This is a genomic window from Arsukibacterium sp. (assembly GCF_033722355.1).
Classification (GTDB): Bacteria; Pseudomonadota; Gammaproteobacteria; order Enterobacterales; family Alteromonadaceae; genus Alishewanella.
In genome coordinates this window covers 23,818-41,058 of the sequence record NZ_JAWVZF010000003.1, presented here as the reverse complement: position 1 = coordinate 41,058, position 17,241 = coordinate 23,818, and the positions used below count along the sequence as shown (strand labels likewise).

The window sequence follows — 17,241 nt, the reverse complement described above, 5'->3', positions numbered from 1 at the left end:
GGAGCAAGCGATGGCGCAGAACAAACCATTAATTGGCAAGCTGCTGCTGGTTACGCTGGCAATGTTTGGCTTTGGTTTCGCGCTGGTGCCGCTTTACGACGTGTTTTGTGATTTAACCGGTATTAATGGTAAAACAGCGGTGGTAGCAGCAACAGGTGACAATGCCATTGTTGATACCAGCCGCGAAATTACTATTGAGTTTCTGGCGCGGCCTAATAAAGACATGCCATGGGTATTTAAACCTGAAATACACAGTATGAAGGTCCACCCCGGTGAAATTCATATCATGAATTATCTGGCAGAAAATCCAACGGGTCGCATGATTGTGGGCCAGGCTGTGCCATCGGTATCGCCGGGCCAGGCTGCACTATATTTTAATAAAATTGAGTGTTTTTGCTTCAGTCAGCAACAACTGGCCGGCGGCAAAAATATGCTGATGCCGTTACAGTTTTATGTGGACCCGGCGTTGCCGCCACAATTTAATACTATAACCCTGAATTACACTTTGTACGATGTCACTCAGGCATGGGCAACCCAGCAACCACAACAAGATAATATTGGGGAATAACATGACAACAAAAACCTATGAAAAATATTATGTTCCCGCCCAGAGTCCATGGCCGATAGTGGGTGCCATAGCATTGTTTTGTATTGCGTTTGGTGCAGGGCACTTCGTCATTGACATCAGTAAGCAGCAAAGTGGCTTTGGTGGCTATTTGCTGCTGGCAGGCTTTGCCATCCTGGTATTTATGCTGGTTGGCTGGTTCAGAAATGTGATTGATGAGTCGATGAGTGGCTTGTACAGCAACCAGATGGACCGCTCGTTCCGTCAGGGAATGAGCTGGTTTATCGTCTCAGAAGTCATGTTTTTTATGGCATTTTTCGGTGCACTGTTTTACGGCCGGATGATAGCAATGCAGTGGCTTGGCGGCGCCAGCAATAATGCGATGACGTTTGAGCTGCTGTGGCCTAATTTTGAACCGGTTTGGCCATTAGTTAAAACGCCGGGCGGTATTGAAACTCAGGCCATGCCGTGGACCGGTTTGCCACTGATTAATACCATTATTCTGCTTACGTCGTCAGTTACCCTGCACTTTGCCCATACCGGGCTGGAGCAGCAAAAACGCGGCCAGTTAAAGCTGATGTTGTTACTGACCCTGCTATTAGGCGCGACTTTCCTGGGCCTGCAGGTATATGAATATATTCATGCTTATCAGGACCTGGGGCTGCGACTGGATTCCGGTTTTTACGGTAATACCTTTTTTCTGCTGACCGGCTTTCATGGCTTACATGTGACACTGGGTGCCATCATCCTGCTGTTTGTGTTTTTCCGGGTGCTGAAAGGGCATTTTACTCCTGAGAAACACTTTGCCTTTCAGGCTGCCGCCTGGTACTGGCATTTTGTTGATGTAGTCTGGATATGCTTGTTTGTTATTGTTTATATCCTGTAACCAGCAAGCTTAATATGGCCTCGGGTTGGGGGTAACCCAGCCCAGGGCTACTGCCAGTAATAGCAGCAGCAATACCAGCACCGAATAGAATACCCGGCGCCCGAGAAAACGTGACATTTGTTTTTGTTCCGGATCGTTACGCAGCATCACAATGCCGGCCCGGAACAGATTGAAAACAATAAATAGTAGTAGCGCAATGATAATAAGCTTTAGCAACATCCTTTCTGATCTCCGGTTGGCAGGTTATGCGGATTAAACTCTTTGGCCGCCATTTTGGCATTCACAAACTGTGGCTGCTGATTACTGTGACGGCTTTTATTATTTTAAGCAAGCTTGGCTACTGGCAGTTACAACGCGCAGAAGAAAAAGCACTGCAGATTAATCAACTGCAGCAACTTCAGCAACAGGGTGCCCTGAACTGGCAACAGCTGGCTGTACTGACAGCGGCCGAGGCCGATGGCGTGCTTTTTGCGGGTGAAGGTCGCTGGCTGAAACCCTTTGTCTGGTTGCTGGATAATCAGATTGTTGATGGTAAAGTTGGCTACGATGTGATTATTCCGGTGCAAAGTACCGCTAAAAGCCGCCCTTTACTGGTTAATCTCGGTTGGGTGGCAGCAGGTATTGACCGGACAAAGCTACCCGAGCTGAAGATCCCAGAGCAACTTCAGCTGCGAGGGCTTATTCGTAGCAAGGTAGGGGGCTTCAGGCTCGGACCGAATACTGAAGCCGAAGGCTGGCCACAACGGATTCAACAACCGGAGCTGGCACAAATGGCAGATCAGTTGCCCGTCAGTTCGTATCCGTTTTTATTGTATCAGCAAGCGGCCAGTCCTTTTTTACCTCATTATCAGGCCGTGGTAATGCCACCAGAAAAACACCATGGTTATGCCTTTCAATGGTTTATGCTGGCAATTGCGGTAGTCGCAGTGGCCATAGCAGCTGCTCGGCGCAGCGGGAGAGAAAATGAACAAAAATAAATTTATGCTGTTGTTTGTTCTGTGTTGTGTATTGCCGCTGGCGGCAGCCAAGCTAGTGCTGGAGATGGGCTGGTTTAATCCGGGCTCGGCCAGCAGAGGAAGCTGGCTTGAACAGGAAATTTTCCTGCTGGATGACATCAGCGGCCAGAAAAAGCACTGGCGGATCGTAATGTTGGCAGATACGGCCTGTGACCAACGTTGTCAGAATGCAATGCATACCGTTAAACAATTATATATCGGCCTTGGCCGCAAACAGGAGCAGGTCCAGCCTGTGGTGGTGGGCACGTTAAACGAGCCGGACGCTTATCCGATGTTTATTCAGCAAAAGGCTGCAACCGATAATCTGGGATATCTGCAGCAACAGATTTTACTGGTCGATCAGAAAGGACTGGTATTACTGAGCTACCCGATGCCTAGCCACCAGGCTGAGATGGCTGACACAGCGCGCAATATTCGCTATGACTTATTAAAATTAATAAATTATGACAGGACGAGCGTATGACCAGACATAAGAAGTTGGTGTCCGTTACCTTATTGCTGACAATGGTAGTCATTATTTACGGTGCTTTTACCCGCTTGACCGATGCTGGCCTAGGTTGTCCGGACTGGCCGGGTTGTTATGGTTTTCTGAAAGTGCCGCAAAAACCAGAAAGCATTGCGCTGGCTGCGCAGGCTTTTCCCGATCGGCCACTAGAGCCGCAGAAAGCCTGGAATGAAATGATTCATCGCTATCTGGCCGGCACATTGGGTTTGCTGATCGCTGCCATTTTTATTTCCAGTATGGTTACTAAAAAACGTCCACAGCGCACGTTACCAACAATATTATTGTTGCTGGTGATAGGTCAGGCCGCATTAGGCGCCTGGACAGTTACCATGAGCTTATTACCAATAGTGGTGCTGGCACATTTACTGGGCGGCTTTACCCTTTATTGCTTACTGGCACTTTACTGGATGCAGCTGACGCCTGAATTGCGGGTGGCGGAACCTGATATAGCAGCAATAAAGCCGTTAGCAGTTGCTGCGGCAGTTATCGTGATGCTGCAAATAGGACTGGGTGGCTGGACCGCAGCAAATTATGCGGCACTGGCCTGTATTGAGCTTCCAGTTTGCGAAGCTGGCTGGCTGGAGAGATTGGCGCTTGATGAGGCTTTTGATCTCCATCTTGGTTATAGTGACTATGAATATGGCGTCATGTCAGCTGAAGCCCGGCAGACGGTGCATGTGTTCCATCGCATCGGCGCTTTTATTACGCTTGGTGTAGTTGGCTGGTTTGCAATCAGCCTGTATCGGCGCGCGCGCACAGCCATAATGCAGAAATTTGCCTTGGCGATTGGCGCAGTATTGTTATTGCAATTTATGCTGGGTCTGTTAAATGTAGTATTGCATCTGCCACTGATTAATGCGGTTGCACACAATTTTGTCGGGGCGAACTTACTGATGCTGATGGTGGTGGTTCTGTATCAGTTATACCGTCCCGTTGGCAGGGAGGTGTAAATGGCAACAATAATAGCAACAAGACACGGAATGTCGCGCTGGCGCGACTATCTGGAATTGACCAAACCCAAAGTGGTGGCCTTGCTGGTGTTAACAGCCTGGGTCGGCATGATGTTGGCGTCAGCCGGTTTGCCGGATATCGCGGTAGTCATCTTTGCGACCATCGGTATTGGCCTGTTGTCGGGGGCTGCTGCTGCGCTCAATCATGTGGTTGATCAACGGATTGATGCTCAGATGGCCCGTACTCACAGCCGGCCGGTTGCTAAAGGCAGAGTGAGTTCGCAGCAGGCGGTGGCTTTTGCCTGTGCACTGGCCGCCACTGGATTTGTATTATTGTATCTGGGAGTAAACCCGCTGACAGCCTGGCTGACCCTACTCAGTTTATTTGGCTATGCTGTGGTATATACGATGTTTTTAAAGCGTGCCACGCCGCAGAATATCGTAATAGGTGGTCTTGCCGGTGCCATGCCGCCGCTGCTGGGTTGGACCGCCGTTACCGGTGAGATCCATGGCTATGCGTTGCTGCTGGTCATGATCATCTTTGCCTGGACGCCACCACATTTCTGGGCATTAGCAATTCACCGGCGTGATGATTACGCTAAGGTGAATATGCCAATGTTGCCGGTTACGCATGGCATTGAATATACCAAAAGTGCCATTTTACTTTATACCGTGCTGCTGTGTCTGGTATGTCTGTTACCCTATATTGTCGGCATGACCGGTGCCGTTTATCTGCTGGGCAGTACCCTGTTAAATTTACGGTTTTTGCAGTATGCCTGGAAGCTAAAATTTAATGCAGACACTAAGACAGCAATGGCGACATTCAAGTTTTCCATCATTCATCTTATGGTATTGTTTTTAGTGCTGCTGCTTGATCATTATTTTAAGGTATCACCGTTTTATGTTTCGTAATCTCATCGTCCTGATGTTGTCGGCTGCAGCGGTTGTTGCTGGCGTTATGTTGTATTTATTGTGGCAACATAAGTCGCTACCGCAACAAGCACTGGTTTATCCGCAGCCCCGGAATTTATCGGAGTTTAAGCTGATTGATCAGGACAATACCGTTCGCCGCCGCGCCGATTTAATGAATAAGTGGACGCTGGCCTTTGTTGGTTATACTTTTTGCCCGGATATTTGCCCGCTGACCCTGGCAAAACTGGCCGGTGTCCGGGATGAGCTGGCGGCTCAGGTAGACCAGCCTCTGCAAATCTGGTTTATTTCAGTAGACCCGCAGCGTGATACACCCGGGCAACTGAAACAATATGTCGACTATTTTAAGCAGCCTGCGCTAACTGGTTTAACGGCTGGCCATGATCAACTGTTCCCGTTCGTGCGGGAGCTGGGATTAATGTACGCGATGAGCAGTACGACAGAGCAGGACTATCTGGTCGATCATAGTGCCTCAGTTGTCCTGATTAACCCCAAGGGCCAGGTTGCGGCTATTTTTAAACCAGACATGCAGCCCGGAGAGGTGCCACTGGTTAATCGCGAGCAGTTACTTAATGATTTTCCACGGGTGCTAAATCAACTACAACAGCGTTAATCTGCACCAGACACTGTTGGCGATGCTGAAACCGGTGGTCTGTTGTTAAGTAAATGGCCATTTTTAAGGCACCAGTACAGGCCATAAAGACTGAATGTCAGCAACCAGGTCAGAATAAACCTGAACATGGGCTGCGGAAAACCCGATTTATGGCCGTATTGCCCTGTTGGTAACAGCCACAGGGCAATACATAAGATACATAACATCATATAGCCTGCCAGCGTTAAAAAAATCAGTTTACTGTTACTTCCACTGGCTGCTGGTTGTGAGCGCTCATTAACGGCATCGTACTGATAAATAGTGAGGTTGAGGTCGTTGCGGGCGTTGTTTACCGCAGCAATATAAGCAAGCCGCTGATCCGGCATAATGTGATCAGTAAGACTTTTATACTGGTAATGTAGTGTCAGTGTTTTGCTGTCCCGGTCAAATGTCAGCTGGCTCTGATAGTGAAAAAACGGATTGTGCTCCTCCACCTGCTCTTCTGTAAACTGCCAGTCGATATCATTCAGTTCGATAGTCATAGTCTGGCTGATATTTACCGGATGGCTAAGGGCATATGGCTGACTGCGGTGGCCAGCAATTTCGGGTGTCTGCAGATAACTGCTGATACCATTACTATAAAATCGTGCGTTTAATTTAGAGGGCGCAGCAGCATCAGCTTGCCAGAAATCGCTAATCTGATAAAACTCGGTAACAGTAATACTGCCTGTTGAGCTATCGTCCGCTTTAATGATAGGTTCTGCCTGGCTGATGGTCGGATAGTAGCGGCTGTAAAACTGGACATAACCGTCAGCTTTCTGGCTGACACTGTTGCTGGCAAACTGAGCGCGCGAACGATCAGCATCTAAACCACTGTATACCGTGCTTACTTTATAATCGACAGGTTCTTTGGGCGTGCCAGTCAACCGGAAGTGCTCGTTGATCGCAGTCTTGGTATGCGCATCAACAGAGCTCATCGTGGTCAATTCGCGCGTCATCGCTGTGAGTTCCAGGGCAAAGCCGAAGTCCGGCTGGTATAACGTATCCAGCGGTCCTGCCTGGAAATTGCGGGTTGGATCGAGCCAATAGCTTTTACCATCTAAATTCAGCTTTACGATAGCATGGTCAAATACTCCGGCCGATGGCAGCCTGGCTGGTAATGTAATGCCATATTCGGTGTTGACCAGTACCGGAACCGCATCGTATCCCAGTTGGCGTAATATGCTAACCAGCAATACACTTTTGTCTTTACAATCGCCATAGCGTTGTTGCAACACCTGCCCGGCGCTTGCTGGTCGGTGAGAGCTTTCAGCTAACTCTATGCCCAGATAACGAATATCAGTCTGCACAAACTGCAAAGCGGCAGCAATTTGCTGCTCAGGTTCCGGATAGTCACGTTGCAGCCGGGCTACTTGCAAAGCGACGGCACGGCTATCGTCAATTGCCGGTGCAAATAGTTTAGTGCCCCATCTTGCAATATCCTGCCAATCCGTACTGTTACTTAACGATAAAATATTATAGGGAGAGTACCACTGTGGCGTATTGTCTTCATATTTAACCGGTCTAATATTGTGTTGAACCAATGTGTAGGTCGTTGTATCCGGGGTCTTGCTGATTTGCAGTGGCACAGGGTCTTTGCTGAATCGATAAGCCAGAGAGTCGGGCTTTTGCCACACTAATCGCCAGTATTGCTGTTGCAGCGGCACAGTCCAGTTTAATTGCTGACTGGTGTTGAAACGGTCGGCAAACACCGGATTACTGCCTGTGAGACTATAGCTGTATTCAACAATATCGCCTACCCGCAAATCAGGTATCACAATATTAAGCGCTGTCTCCCCATGATAAAGTAGTTTTTCCAGATCCTGCTCGGTCTGGACCAAACTGATCCGCGCTTGCGGATAGCGGTTAATTGCTGTGTTATCTCGGATAATATTTAACTGATGGAGAGCGATTTGCTGATAGCCCGGGTCAAAATAAATACTTATCTGACCCGCTTGCTCAAGCCCTTTGCTACTGGTGACTAAGCTCGCATAATGCTCGAAAATCTGGCGTTGTCCATTAGCCGGCACCAGCATTTGCGTGTCTGCCAGCAAATAATAAATCCCGTTACTAATGTCCTGTTCCGGTACATCACTGTTCAGGGCAGGCTGTTGCGAAACGATCCACTGTGGCAGTGGGCTTAATGCTACTTCAGCGACGCCTGGCAAACTTATCAACAGGGTCAGCGCAGCAAAATACTTTGTTAGCTGCTTCACAAAAAATCCATTTTTGTCTAATAATCCGGTTTTATATCAGTAATCTTCAATAGATGCTATTGATTTAACCAGGGCTGTGAATACCAGTAAAAATAGCCTTTTTTGCTCAGCGACGGTGCGGTGCAATTGTAGCGGCTACGGCCACGATTAAGAGGTTTGCTGGCTGTCACTTCGAAGGTATTGTCATTCAGCCATTTAGGTTCAAGGATTTCCGGGCCAGCGTAACAACGTAATTGATCACGCAGAAAATCGGTGATATTAACGGATAAGCGCAAAGTCGGTGGATTAGTACCGATTTGCTGATTCGCTGACAGGTAGTCAGTAATATCGAATGCCAGGGTACGTAATTTCTGTGCCAGGTTAGCAAGATCGGCATACTGTCCGGCTGCCGGATAACGAGGAATACGGGTAAGCAGGGTAGAGTGGCCAATTGCGCCAGACTGTTGACCAATGCCAATAAACCCCAGCCTTTTAACCAGCGCTTCAAGCTGATTATTAAACTCGCCATAGGGATAAGCCAGCCATTGATGGCTTTGGCCGGTTTCCTGTTTAATCCGCCGTTCGGCGTTTAAAATATTCTGTTCCATCCGGGCGAGCCACTCGGCTTCAGTTTCACCGGGTTCCCGTTGAGTCATATGTTCATGATTCATGGCGTGGTTGGCAACCAGCACACCGTCAGCAGCCATTGTTCTGACCTGGTCCCAGCTCAGCACCGGCCCCACCCGGTTATCGATACTGCCCGGGCTGATAAAAATAGTATAGGGGTAGCCGAACTCCATCAGGATAGGATGTGCCGTAGTGAAGTTATTTTCAAAGCTGTCATCAAAGGTAATGACGACGGCATTGTCTGCTACAGGTTTACCTTGCTTAAGCTGATTTACCAGCACATCCAGTCCGATTACGTCAAATTTATTATCCCGCAGGTACTGCAGATGCTGCCGCAATTCCGCTGCCGTTACACTACTGACACGTGGCGTATCAGCCGCGACATGATGATAAATCAGCATTACTGCCGCCCGGGCCGGCGACAGTAAGCAGCAAAGACAACAGAGAGTAATAATCAGACGCATAACAACCCACGGTAATTTATGGTAACCAGAGTGCTTAATAGTACAGCAAGACACAGAATCAGTAGTAAGAATGCTCACCACGCTGATGCTCAGTAATGTCGCGAACACCATTCAGCTCGCCGTTGAACCGGGCTAACAGTTCTTTTTCAATACCTTCTTTCAAGGTTAAATCCACTTGCGAACAGCCGTTGCAGCCACCACCAAACTGTAACACCGCCACGCCATCTTCAGTTAATTCCATAACGGATACGCGGCCACCATGGTTAGCCAGTTGTGGATTAATTTCGGCATCAATCACATACTGCACCCGCTCCATTAGCGGCGCATTGTCATTCACCTTGCGCACTTTGGCGTTCGGCGCTTTTAACGTCAGTTGTGAACCCATCTGATCGGTGACAAAGTCGATTTCAGCGTCAACTAAAAAGGGTTTGCTTTCGGCATCAATGACTGCATTAAAGCCGGTAAATTCAATCTGAATGTCGCTTTCTTCAATGGCATCTGCCGGACAGTAAGATACGCCACACTCCGCCTGCGCCGTGCCGGGGTTAACAACAAATACCCGGATACTGGTACCAGCAGCTTGCTTTTCCAGTAGCTTTGCAAAATGGGCTTGCGCCTGTTCTGAAATAGAAATCATGATAGTACCTGACTAAATTACTAGGTTAATGCGTATCATACTCCGACTCAGGCGTTGATGCCAGCCCTGCTTGAGTTTTGCTGTTGTTTCTGGCTAACTGAGCGCGCAAAAAATTAAAGGAAACAGGCATGAAACTGACTGTAGTGTTTTTTTTGGTACTCTGGGCCACGCTGGCGCAGGCGCAATATTTTAATGAGCCGGTGGATACCAGTCTGCCAACCCCACAGCAAACCTTAGGCCACGCCGTTGGCGACTGGCATGCCCGGCATGATCAGATACAGCGTTACTTTGAGCAGCTGGCCAGCCAATCAGATAAAGCGATGTTAGAGGTGATCGGTTATAGCCACGAACAGCGGCCCCTGTTACAGCTGGTGATTTCGTCGCCTGAAAATTTACAGCGGCTGGAAGAGATTCGGCAGCAGCATCGGGAGCAGGCGAAACAGGATCAACCTATTGCCAGCGACGCCCCGGTAATTATCTGGCTTGGCTACGGCGTTCATGGTAATGAGCCAAGCGCAGCAAATGCGGCACTGGTACTGGCCCATTATTTAACGGCCGTTAACACTGAAGAAGTCACCGCGTGGTTAAACCGTGCCGTGATTTTAATTCAGCCCAGTCTTAATCCTGACGGCCATGACAGGTTTGCGCTGTGGGCAAATATGCATAAAGGCGCTAAGCCGGTTGCAGACCCCCAGCATCGGGAGCATATAGAGCCATGGCCAAATGGCCGACCTAATCATTACTGGTTCGATTTAAACCGGGACTGGTTATTATTACAACATCCGGAAAGTCAGGCCCGGATTGCCCAGTTCCAGCAGTGGTTGCCGAACGTGGTGGGTGACTTTCACGAAATGGGTACTAATAGCAGTTATTTTTTTCAACCCGGCATTCCCAGCCGTAACTATCCGCTCACGCCCATACGTAATTTTGAGATAACGGCAGCAATCGCAGCGTTTCATGCTGCCGCCTTTGATGAGCGTAAACAGCTTTATTACAGTGAAGAGAGCTTTGATGATTTCTATATCGGCAAAGGCTCAACCTATCCGGATGTTAACGGTAGCGTTGGCATTCTGTTTGAACAAGCCAGCAGCCGGGGCCACATTCAGGAGTCCATTAATGGACTGCTCAGTTTCAGTGACACAATAAAAAATCAGTTTACAGCTTCACTATCAACCATCCGTGGGGCGGTGGCAAAACGGCAGGAACTATTAGCTTACCAGCAAGCCTTCTATCAGACTGCGCTGGCCCAGGCTAAAACTGATAAAACCAAAGGTTTTATCCTGGTCGATGAAGGTGATCAAAGCCGGCTATATGCGCTGCTTGACCTGTTGCAGCGCCATCATATAGCAGTTTATCCGCTGGACCGTGACTGGCAGGACGATGATATCAAATATCAGGCCGGGAAAAGTTTCTATGTGCCGTTACAGCAGGCACAGTACCGGCTAATTAAAGCGGCATTTTCCACTGAGAAAAATTTCCCGGATAATACCTTTTATGATGTTTCAAGCTGGACCTTACCTTATGCTTTTAATGTTGAGTTTAAAGCAGTAAGCCGTGAACCCGGCAGGGCGCTGGCCGACAGCCAGTGGCAAGCCCCGCCACAACTGAAGCAACCGCTAGTTGCCGGTGCATATGCTTATGTCTTCAGCTGGCAGGATCAACAAGCCCCGGTTTTATTACAGGCACTATTGGCTGAGGGCATGGAAGTGCGATCAGCGCTGCACAGCTTCAGTGCCGTGACCGGTGACAGCACGGCACAGTTTGCAGCTGGCAGTATGCTGATAGCTGCCGGTTTGCAGCAACGTCCTGACTGGTTTGATCGTCTGCAACAGTTACAGCAGCAATATCCGGTGAAGGTGCATGCAATACGCAGTGGCCTGACCCCGGATGGCAGCGACTTAGGCAGTCATAATTTTGTGGTTGTTAATAAGCCTGAAGTGCTGTTGATTGCCGGGCCCGGAGTCGATTCAACCGAAGCGGGCGAGGTGTGGTATAACCTTGAACGTTTGGCCGGTATTTCGCCGAGTATGGTAGAGCCAGATCGGTTAAGCAGGATTAACCTAAGTCGTTATACCCATATTATTCTGACGGATGGCAATTACCGGCAATGGCAGGAAAGCGAGATCAGCCAGCTGAAACAGTGGACGGAGCAGGGCGGTGTTTTGTGGGGGCATAAAGAAGGTGCTGCCTGGCTGGCCAAAGCGGGCTTGCTGCAAACTGGTGTCTGGCAGGCCAAGGAAATGCGGCAATTGATCCCGCAGCAGAACTTAAGCTACGCTGATCGTGAAGCTCTGGCAGCGAAGCAGCGGATTGCCGGTGCCATATTCAGTGCCGAGCTGGACCTGAGTCATCCGTTAACTTTTGGTATACCTCGCAGCCGTTTACCTCTGTTTAAAAATGATATTATGCTGTTGCAACCGGCCAGTTCGCCATTTGTCAATGTGGCACTGTACAGTACCGAACCGCATTTGGCAGGCTACACCGCCAGTGAATATGTACCTAAAATTGCCCAGGGCGCAGCCATTGTTGCCCATAATCTGGGGCGGGGCCGGGTAATTGCCATGACAGACAATCCGGTGTTTCGTGGCTATTTTTATGGCTCTAGCCGCATACTGATCAATGCCATGTTTTTAGGTAACGCTTTTAATGCCCCGATTCAGTCTGAGTAATCGGCTGCCGGTGTGACTGCCAGTGTCCAGATACTGATCGTTGTCACCCCGGCCCGGCGTAATAATCGAGCCAGCGCATTGGCGGTAGCACCAGTGGTGATAACATCGTCAATCACTGCGACATGGCAAGGCAGGTCTGCTGCCTGTGGTGTCAGGCTGAATGACTGTTGCAAATTGCTCAGTCGTTGCCGCCGGTTAAGACCACGCTGACTGAGGCTGGCAGATTTATTAAATAATGCCAGCACTGGGATCTGGAGTTGTTGTCCCAGTGCCTCGGCCAGTAACTGCGCCTGATTAAAACCCCGTTGCTGGTGTTTACGCCAGTGCAACGGCACATATGTCAGGGCCTGAGGCAGTGGCATATTATTACTGCAGTGTGTCAGTAACAAACACATTTGTTGTAGTAATAGCTCGCCCGCTGCTAAATCGGTGGCATATTTCCAGCGTGAGATCCAGTGCTGATAAGGCTGCTGATATAGTGCCAGACAAAGCAGACGGTCAAATTTAGCGTTTTGCAGGCCCCGGCTGATAGCAGGCAACAATAACAAATTGTAATGGCACAGCTGATACGGCAACACAGGCAGGGCTTGTTGGCAGAACGAGCAAAGATGATGTTCGGCAGCAGCCCGTGGCAGACTGCACCAGATACACTGGGCAGGCAACAGCAGATGCCAGCAGCGGCGGAACAGCACAGCAAATTTATTTATCATATCAGTAACAACAAGGAAACATAAAGGCAGCATGGCAGAAATTAGTGATACTGACAAACCTGTTTTGGTGCTGCTGCATGGCTGGGGAGTAAACCAGGGAGTCTGGCAGACAATTCTGGCGGATATTATACCCACTGTGCAGGTATTAACCCCCGATATTCCGGGTTTCGGTCTGGCACAGCCCCTGCCACAACCCTGCAGTTTCGACCAGGTGCTTGCTCGGCTCGCCAGCCAGATCCCGGCAAACAGTCTTGTTTGTGGCTGGTCACTGGGCGGCTTGCTGGCTATCGCCCTGGCTGACCATTACCCGGAAAAAGTACGGCAACTGGGGCTTATAGCAGCCACTCCGTGCTTTTTGCGACAAACTGACTGGCCGGGCATGCAGGCATCGGTAATGCAGCAGTTTGCCCAATCCCTTCAACGCGATTTATCCCAGACGGTCAGTCGCTTTTTAGCTATTCAGGCAATGGGTTCAGCGACGGCTAAATCCGACGCTGCAACTCTTAAACAGACTATTGCCTCTTACCCGCAGGCGAGTGCAGCAGCACTGAGTGCTGGGCTGACATTTTTGACTACTGAGGACTTACGTCACAGTTTTGCCCGGTTAACCCAACCGGTTTCCGGATGTTTTGGCGCCTTGGATTCATTAGTACCGGTAGCGGTTGTCCCTGCATTAGAAAAATTGCAACCGTCCGCTAAAATAAGCGTACTGGAGAAAGCGTCACATGCCCCGTTTATTTCTCACCGGGCGGCATTTCTGGCTTGGTTAAACGGTTGGCTGACGTCAGCAACGCTGTCAGACCATTAATGACCTTTCTTTTTGCTTCGTTTTGGTTAATAATTAAACACTATTCACGCCACAGGAGCCAGTTATGGAGATTCAATCAGCATTTAATGCCGGTTTGCAGGGATTTCAGCGTGCTTCAGCCGGTATAACAGAAGCAACAGTTAATATTAACCGACAAACCAACGCCAACCGTGAGCAGGTAGCCGCTGCTGAAACTGACGTACGTCAGGCTGAGGCGACAGAGCAGAACCGCCAGGTACAATCACAAACGCCGTCTGTGGAGCAAAGTCTGGTGCAATTATCTGGTGAGGCTCGTAATGCTGAAGCCAACGTACGCACTATTCAGGCTGCTGACGAAGCGCTGGGCACCATTATTGATGTCCGGGTTTAAGCTAAATGCAAATTACATCCTATTATCCTAACGTCAGCATAAATACGGCTAACCCGCCTACCGAGTTAGCCAGGCGGGATATGCAGCGACGGGAACTGGTTGATCCGGTTCGTGAAGCGGATAAAGGGAAGCCGGAGCGGGCGGTTGCTACCGAGGAAAAAGGCCGCAGTAGTAATCCAGCCGGTCAGGTTAGTGGTTATGATAGCAATGGTAAAGCTACTGAAACGCAACAAGCGGTAGAAGGTAGACCAGATAGTTCACAAGATGATAGCCGGCAACAGCAGCAAAGCGAGGCGGAACAACGTCAGGAGCAGGCCGAGCAGCAGGAGATCAGGGAGCTGCAGAGCAGGGATCAGGAAGTTCGCAGTCATGAACAAGCCCATGCCAGTATTGGCGGTCGATATGCAGGAGCGCCGAGCTACAGCTATGAGCTTGGCCCTGATGGACGCCAATATGCCGTGGCGGGAGAAGTACAGATTGATATTGCGCCGGTGCCGGGCGACCCGCAGGCAACCATCCAGAAAATGCAGCAGGTAAAAGCGGCAGCACTGGCGCCGGCAGAACCTTCTTCAGCAGACAGACGGATCGCTGCTGAAGCCAGTCAGCGCTTGTTGCAGGCGCAAGCTGAGCTGGTTGCCGAGAAAACGGCTCCCCCCCAAACAACAGCCGTTACAGGTAACAGTACCGAAACAGCAGCACCGGCCGCTGCTGCTATTGACGATTCGCAAATTCGCTATGACAGCGAAACGCGCGGCAGATCAGGTAGCGTAGCCGGATTAGTTTTTCCAGAACTTGATACGCTGGCACAAATGCAGCAGCGTAGCCAGATTATCAGCCGGTTTTACCAGTTGGCGACAGAACCAGCGCAGCGACCGCTGCGCCAGCAAGCCTGAAATTATCCGCGTTACTCTTTTCTGCCAATTGATCAGTCGGTTATTTCTTAAATTTGGCCAGGGCTTCGGCAAAAGCATTGCCCATTGCCGCATTAGCCGGTTCAGGTTTTGCTGCTTTTGGTGCTGTCCGGTCGGGTTTTGCCGAAGATGGCCGGGATGTTTTTGCAGCAATATTATCTGCTGATTTAACCTGAGGTTGTTCGTCCAGCCGCATAGTCAGTGCAATCCGCTTGCGATGGATATCAACCTCTAATACTTTAACTTTGACAATATCACCGGCCTTTACCACCTGATGCGGATCGCTGACAAATTTATCTGTTAGCGACGAAATGTGGACCAGTCCATCCTGATGAACGCCGATATCCACAAAAGCACCAAAATTAGTAACATTGGTAATAACGCCTTCGAGCAGCATAGCCGGTTTCAGATCCTGCAGGGTTTCCACTCCCTCTTTAAAACTGGCTGTTTTAAACTCCGGGCGCGGGTCACGACCAGGTTTATCCAATTCTTTCAGAATGTCGCTGATGGTGGGTAAACCAAAGTTGTCATCAACAAAGTCTGCCGGGTTAATCGTCCGTAAAAAACTGCTGTTACCGATTACAGCGCTGACAGGTTGCCTGGCAGTTTTCAGGATCTTTTCTACCAGAGGGTAAGCCTCAGGATGCACTGCTGACGCATCCAGCGGGTTGCTGCCGTTACTGATGCGCAAGAAGCCGGCGGCTTGTTCATAGGCTTTCGGGCCAAGCCGGGGAACCTTCAACAGCTCTTTACGTTCATTAAACCGGCCATTGTCATCGCGGTACTGCACGATATTCTGTGCCAGCGTTTTATTCAAGCCGGCTACCCGGGCCAGCAATGGCGCAGAGGCCGTATTTAAATCTACACCAACTGCAGTAACACAATCTTCTACCACAGCGTCGAGCGAGCGTGTCAACAGACTCTGGTTAACATCGTGCTGGTATTGGCCCACCCCGATAGCCTTAGGTTCGATTTTCACCAGCTCTGCCAGAGGATCCTGCAGACGCCGGCCAATCGATACCGCTCCACGCAGTGATACGTCAAGATCAGGAAATTCCTGCGCGGCCAGTTCTGACGCTGAATAAATTGACGCACCCGCTTCAGATACCATCACTTTATGCAAAGAACTGCCACCTGCCGCTTTAATAACGTCGCCAGCCAGCTTGTCTGTTTCGCGCGAGGCGGTACCATTGCCAATCGCTATCAGTTCAATTTTGTGCTGCTGACATAACAGACTGAGCGTGCGGACCGATTTGTCCCACAAATTTTGTGGCGCATGTGGAAAAATAGTGGTGTGGGTTAGCAGTTTACCGGTTTCATCTATTACGGCACACTTAACCCCGGTCCTCAGGCCAGGATCCAGTGCCAGCGTGCGGCGCATGCCGGCAGGAGCGGCCATCAGTAAGTCAGCCATATTACGGGCGAATACTTTTATTGCCTCCAGCTCAGCACGTTCACGTAGCTCATTAAGTAAATCATTTTCCAGGTGTAAATGCAGTTTTATTTTCCAGGTCCATTGCACCACGGTTCGTAAAAATGCATCTGCCGGGCGTTGTTGCTGCCGGATGTCAAAATGATCGGCAACCATCTGCTCGCATAGTGCATGAGCATTTAGCTCGTCGCTGTCAGGCAGCAGGTGTAATTGCAGTATGCCCTCGTTACGGCCCCGAAACATTGCCAGCGCGCGGTGGGACGGAATATTGCGCCACAGTTCGGTATGACTGAAGTAGTCACGGAACTTGGCTCCCTCCTGTTCTTTACCGGCGACAACACTGCTTTTCAAAACCGCATCGCGGCTCAGTTTTGCTCTTAGCCGGGCCAGCAGGGTGGCGTCTTCAGCAAAGCGCTCCATCAGAATAAATTTAACGCCGTCCAATACCGCTTTGGTGTCAGTAAAGCCGGCGTCGGCGTTAATAAATACAGAAGCCTGCTGCTCGGGATCACGTTGAGGATCAGCCAGGATAGCATCGGCTAACGGCGCCAGGCCCGCCTCAATCGCCATTTGTCCTTTGGTACGGCGCTTAGCCTTGTAAGGCAGATAGAGATCTTCCAGCCGGGTTTTATTGTCTGCGGCAAGAATGTCGCGTTCCAGTTCTGTGCTGAGCTTACCCTGCTCAGCGATTGTTTTTAAAATTACCTGGCGTCGCTCTTCCAGCTCGCGCAGGTAATTGAGTCGTTGATCCAGTAAACGCAATTGAGTATCGTCCAGTGCACCGGTGACTTCTTTGCGGTAACGGGCGATAAAAGGCACAGTTGCGCCTTCATCTAACAAGGCTATGGCGGCAGCAACTTGTTCTGGCCGGGCGGAGATTTCACTGGCAATTTGTTTTACAATCATTGACATAAATATAGGATCCTTCGACTTCG

17 protein-coding genes are annotated in these 17,241 nt (G+C 49.8%); 11 read left to right on the top strand and 6 right to left on the bottom strand.

Annotated features, from left to right (window positions below; genetic code table 11):
* Nucleotides 1-10: 10 nt before the first annotated feature.
* Both R3177_RS00795 and R3177_RS00790 read left to right on the top strand, forming a co-directional pair.
* Nucleotides 11-568 carry a cytochrome c oxidase assembly protein gene (locus R3177_RS00795; RefSeq protein WP_318969139.1) on the top strand — a complete coding sequence of 186 codons (558 nt, stop codon included), beginning with the start codon at nt 11-13 and terminating at the stop codon, nt 566-568.
* 1 nt (nt 569) lies between these two features.
* Complete coding sequence (locus R3177_RS00790; RefSeq protein WP_318969138.1) at nt 570-1,451, top strand: cytochrome c oxidase subunit 3; 882 nt, start codon at nt 570-572, stop codon at nt 1,449-1,451.
* A 9-nt stretch (nt 1,452-1,460) separates the two neighbouring features.
* On the opposite strand, the gene R3177_RS00785 is transcribed toward R3177_RS00790, so the two are convergent.
* Nucleotides 1,461-1,670, bottom strand: coding sequence for a DUF2909 domain-containing protein (locus tag R3177_RS00785; RefSeq protein WP_318969137.1), 210 nt, complete (start codon nt 1,668-1,670; stop codon nt 1,461-1,463).
* A gap of 26 nt (nt 1,671-1,696) precedes the next feature.
* On the opposite strand from R3177_RS00785, the gene R3177_RS00780 reads away from it, so the two are divergent.
* From R3177_RS00780 to R3177_RS00760, 5 genes are read left to right on the top strand one after another with little or no spacing between them, the layout of a single operon-like run.
* Complete coding sequence (locus tag R3177_RS00780) at nt 1,697-2,428, top strand: SURF1 family protein (RefSeq protein WP_318969136.1); 732 nt, start codon at nt 1,697-1,699, stop codon at nt 2,426-2,428.
* On the top strand, nt 2,415-2,930 hold the full coding sequence (locus tag R3177_RS00775) for a hypothetical protein (RefSeq protein ID WP_318969135.1): 516 nt from the start codon (nt 2,415-2,417) through the stop codon (nt 2,928-2,930). The genes R3177_RS00780 and R3177_RS00775 overlap by 14 nt, the downstream gene beginning before the upstream one ends.
* Nucleotides 2,927-3,922 carry a COX15/CtaA family protein gene (locus tag R3177_RS00770; protein WP_318969134.1) on the top strand — a complete coding sequence of 332 codons (996 nt, stop codon included), beginning with the start codon at nt 2,927-2,929 and terminating at the stop codon, nt 3,920-3,922. Before R3177_RS00775 ends, R3177_RS00770 begins: the two co-directional genes overlap by 4 nt.
* Nucleotides 3,923-4,834, top strand: a complete 912-nt coding sequence (gene cyoE / locus R3177_RS00765; RefSeq protein WP_318969133.1) for a heme o synthase — start codon at nt 3,923-3,925, stop codon at nt 4,832-4,834. It abuts the gene before it with no gap.
* Nucleotides 4,824-5,465 (top strand): SCO family protein, encoded by a 642-nt coding sequence (locus R3177_RS00760; protein ID WP_318969132.1) that lies wholly within the window; start codon nt 4,824-4,826, stop codon nt 5,463-5,465. The genes cyoE and R3177_RS00760 overlap by 11 nt, the downstream gene beginning before the upstream one ends.
* On the opposite strand, the gene R3177_RS00755 is transcribed toward R3177_RS00760, so the two are convergent.
* The 3 genes from R3177_RS00755 to nfuA form a co-directional block, all read right to left on the bottom strand.
* Entirely contained in the window at nt 5,462-7,699 is a 2,238-nt protein-coding gene (locus R3177_RS00755) for a DUF3857 domain-containing transglutaminase family protein (protein ID WP_318969131.1), read from the bottom strand. The genes R3177_RS00760 and R3177_RS00755 overlap by 4 nt on opposite strands.
* A 56-nt stretch (nt 7,700-7,755) precedes the next feature.
* A complete protein-coding gene (locus tag R3177_RS00750) occupies nt 7,756-8,706 on the bottom strand; it encodes a polysaccharide deacetylase family protein (RefSeq protein ID WP_318969130.1) in 951 nt (316 codons plus the stop codon).
* 121 nt (nt 8,707-8,827) lie between these two features.
* Nucleotides 8,828-9,406: a Fe-S biogenesis protein NfuA gene (gene nfuA / locus R3177_RS00745; protein WP_318969129.1), complete on the bottom strand. Its 579-nt coding sequence runs from the start codon at nt 9,404-9,406 to the stop codon at nt 8,828-8,830.
* Nucleotides 9,407-9,534: 128 nt separating this feature from the next.
* Here nfuA and R3177_RS00740 point away from each other — a divergent pair, with 128 nt between their 5' ends.
* Nucleotides 9,535-12,075: a M14 family zinc carboxypeptidase gene (locus R3177_RS00740; protein WP_318969128.1), complete on the top strand. Its 2,541-nt coding sequence runs from the start codon at nt 9,535-9,537 to the stop codon at nt 12,073-12,075.
* Here the strand turns inward: R3177_RS00740 and R3177_RS00735 are convergent.
* Nucleotides 12,063-12,785 (bottom strand): ComF family protein, encoded by a 723-nt coding sequence (locus R3177_RS00735; protein WP_318969127.1) that lies wholly within the window; start codon nt 12,783-12,785, stop codon nt 12,063-12,065. The genes R3177_RS00740 and R3177_RS00735 overlap by 13 nt on opposite strands.
* Before the next feature lie 31 nt (nt 12,786-12,816).
* Between R3177_RS00735 and bioH the strand changes: the two genes are divergently transcribed.
* From bioH to R3177_RS00720, 3 genes are all read left to right on the top strand, one after another.
* Nucleotides 12,817-13,593, top strand: coding sequence for a pimeloyl-ACP methyl ester esterase BioH (gene bioH / locus R3177_RS00730; RefSeq protein ID WP_318969126.1), 777 nt, complete (start codon nt 12,817-12,819; stop codon nt 13,591-13,593).
* A gap of 64 nt (nt 13,594-13,657) precedes the next feature.
* Nucleotides 13,658-13,963 carry an excinuclease ATPase subunit gene (locus R3177_RS00725; RefSeq protein ID WP_318969125.1) on the top strand — a complete coding sequence of 102 codons (306 nt, stop codon included), beginning with the start codon at nt 13,658-13,660 and terminating at the stop codon, nt 13,961-13,963.
* 5 nt (nt 13,964-13,968) lie between these two features.
* Nucleotides 13,969-14,856, top strand: a complete 888-nt coding sequence (locus R3177_RS00720; protein ID WP_318969124.1) for a putative metalloprotease CJM1_0395 family protein — start codon at nt 13,969-13,971, stop codon at nt 14,854-14,856.
* Between the two features lie 40 nt (nt 14,857-14,896).
* On the opposite strand, the gene R3177_RS00715 is transcribed toward R3177_RS00720, so the two are convergent.
* Nucleotides 14,897-17,218 (bottom strand): Tex family protein, encoded by a 2,322-nt coding sequence (locus tag R3177_RS00715; RefSeq protein ID WP_318969123.1) that lies wholly within the window; start codon nt 17,216-17,218, stop codon nt 14,897-14,899.
* Nucleotides 17,219-17,241: the final 23 nt, after the last annotated feature.

What these genes read in the sequence shown, in the direction of transcription:
- cyoE (WP_318969133.1), top strand. Translation starts at nt 3,923, where the DNA reads ATGGCAACAATAATAGCAACAAGACACGGAATGTCGCGCTGGCGCGAC.
- bioH (WP_318969126.1), top strand. Translation starts at nt 12,817, where the DNA reads ATGGCAGAAATTAGTGATACTGACAAACCTGTTTTGGTGCTGCTGCAT.
- R3177_RS00790 (WP_318969138.1), top strand. Translation starts at nt 570, where the DNA reads ATGACAACAAAAACCTATGAAAAATATTATGTTCCCGCCCAGAGTCCA.
- R3177_RS00735 (WP_318969127.1), bottom strand. Translation starts at nt 12,785, where the DNA reads ATGATAAATAAATTTGCTGTGCTGTTCCGCCGCTGCTGGCATCTGCTG.
- R3177_RS00760 (WP_318969132.1), top strand. Translation starts at nt 4,824, where the DNA reads ATGTTTCGTAATCTCATCGTCCTGATGTTGTCGGCTGCAGCGGTTGTT.
- R3177_RS00720 (WP_318969124.1), top strand. Translation starts at nt 13,969, where the DNA reads ATGCAAATTACATCCTATTATCCTAACGTCAGCATAAATACGGCTAAC.
- R3177_RS00785 (WP_318969137.1), bottom strand. Translation starts at nt 1,670, where the DNA reads ATGTTGCTAAAGCTTATTATCATTGCGCTACTACTATTTATTGTTTTC.
- R3177_RS00725 (WP_318969125.1), top strand. Translation starts at nt 13,658, where the DNA reads ATGGAGATTCAATCAGCATTTAATGCCGGTTTGCAGGGATTTCAGCGT.
- R3177_RS00795 (WP_318969139.1), top strand. Translation starts at nt 11, where the DNA reads ATGGCGCAGAACAAACCATTAATTGGCAAGCTGCTGCTGGTTACGCTG.
- nfuA (WP_318969129.1), bottom strand. Translation starts at nt 9,406, where the DNA reads ATGATTTCTATTTCAGAACAGGCGCAAGCCCATTTTGCAAAGCTACTG.
- R3177_RS00770 (WP_318969134.1), top strand. Translation starts at nt 2,927, where the DNA reads ATGACCAGACATAAGAAGTTGGTGTCCGTTACCTTATTGCTGACAATG.
- R3177_RS00775 (WP_318969135.1), top strand. Translation starts at nt 2,415, where the DNA reads ATGAACAAAAATAAATTTATGCTGTTGTTTGTTCTGTGTTGTGTATTG.
- R3177_RS00750 (WP_318969130.1), bottom strand. Translation starts at nt 8,706, where the DNA reads ATGCTGATTTATCATCATGTCGCGGCTGATACGCCACGTGTCAGTAGT.
- R3177_RS00780 (WP_318969136.1), top strand. Translation starts at nt 1,697, where the DNA reads ATGCGGATTAAACTCTTTGGCCGCCATTTTGGCATTCACAAACTGTGG.
- R3177_RS00715 (WP_318969123.1), bottom strand. Translation starts at nt 17,218, where the DNA reads ATGTCAATGATTGTAAAACAAATTGCCAGTGAAATCTCCGCCCGGCCA.
- R3177_RS00740 (WP_318969128.1), top strand. Translation starts at nt 9,535, where the DNA reads ATGAAACTGACTGTAGTGTTTTTTTTGGTACTCTGGGCCACGCTGGCG.